Annotated in this window: 2 protein-coding genes; one reads left to right on the top strand and one right to left on the bottom strand. The window is 61.5% G+C overall.

Annotated features, from left to right (window positions below):
• Positions 1–617, top strand: a 617-nt coding sequence (locus tag A5706_RS10245) for a class I SAM-dependent methyltransferase (protein ID WP_068127030.1), incomplete at its 5' end; no start/stop codon positions are given.
• A gap of 24 nt (positions 618–641) precedes the next feature.
• Here A5706_RS10245 and A5706_RS10240 read toward each other — a convergent pair.
• The coding region (locus A5706_RS10240) for a class I SAM-dependent methyltransferase (RefSeq protein ID WP_156767046.1) at positions 642–1,320 on the bottom strand (679 nt) is incomplete at its 5' end.

Below are 1,320 nucleotides of genomic sequence, written 5' to 3'. Positions count from 1 at the left end.
TCGAGAAGTACGACGTCAACGTCGTCGGCCTGACGCTGTCGGAGAACCAGGCCGAGCACGTCCAGCAGATGTTCGACGGGCTGGACACGAACCGCTCAGCGCAGGTGCTGCTGGAGGGCTGGGAGAAGTTCGACGAGCCCGTCGACCGCATCGTCTCCATCGGCGCCTTCGAGCACTTCGGCCGCCAACGGTGGGGCCACTTCTTCAAGATGGCCTACCGGGTGCTGCCGGCCGACGGGGTCATGCTGCTGCACACCATCTCGCGTCCGACCTTCAAAGAGGCCAGGGCCCAGGGCACCCCGTTGACCCACGAGGTCGTTCACTTCACCCAGTTCATCCTGGCCGAGATCTTCCCCGGCGGATGGCTGCCGACGATCCCGTCGGTCGAAGAGCACGCCGGCGACGCCGGTTTCAAGGTGACCCGGATCCAGTCACTTCAGCTGCACTACGCCAGGACGCTGGAAATATGGGCCGCGGCGCTCGAGTCCAACAAGGACAAGGCCATCGCGATCCAGTCGGAGAAGGTCTACGACCGGTACATGAAGTACCTCACCGGCTGCGCCAAGTTGTTCCGCCAGGGCTACACGGACGTCAACCAGTTCACGTGTGAGAAGTGACCGGCGGCGCCGGCGCCCGGGACGTTACTTGGCCAGGGTGAACTGGCCGACGTTGCTGATGCCCTTGCGGAAGAAGTCCTCGCACCCCGTCAAATAGTGCATATAGCGCTCGTAGACTTCCTCGGACTGGATGGCGATCGCCTTTTCTTTGTTCGCCGCCAGGTTGGCCGCCCACATATTCAGCGTCCGTTCATAATGCTCGCGCAGCAATTGCACTTTTTCGACACTGAATCCGGCGGCATGCGCCAGCGGGAAAATATCTTCCTGCGCCGGCAACTGCCCGCCCGGGAAGATTTCCGTGTAGATAAATCGCGTGAACCGCACGTCGCTCATCGTCAAAGCGATGCCGCGCTCGTGCATCTGCTTCTGTGAATGCCCCAAAATTGTGTGCAGGAGCATCCTGCCGTCGCCGGGGAGGATGTCATAGGCGCGGTCGAAAAACGCGGGCCAACGCTCGGCCTTGAACGCTTCAAATGCTCCGATGCTGACGATCCGGTCGACCTTGTCGTCGAACTCTTCCCAGCCCTGCAACCGCACTTCGACGTTGCGCTCGGTCGGGACCCCCGCCAGCCTGGTTTTGCTGTATTCGAATTGATTGCGGCTGAGGGTAATTCCGATCACGTTCACGTCGAACTTCTCCCAGCCCTCCAGCAGCACCTGCGCTGAGCGGTTCGTGTCCAGCCCGTCGAACATCTGATGGACG

The organism is Mycobacterium sp. E796 (assembly GCF_001672815.1).
In the GTDB taxonomy this organism is placed as follows: Bacteria; Actinomycetota; Actinomycetes; order Mycobacteriales; family Mycobacteriaceae; genus Mycobacterium.
The sequence above is the reverse complement of the archived record's forward strand: the minus strand, read 5'-3'. Positions and strand labels throughout refer to the sequence as shown.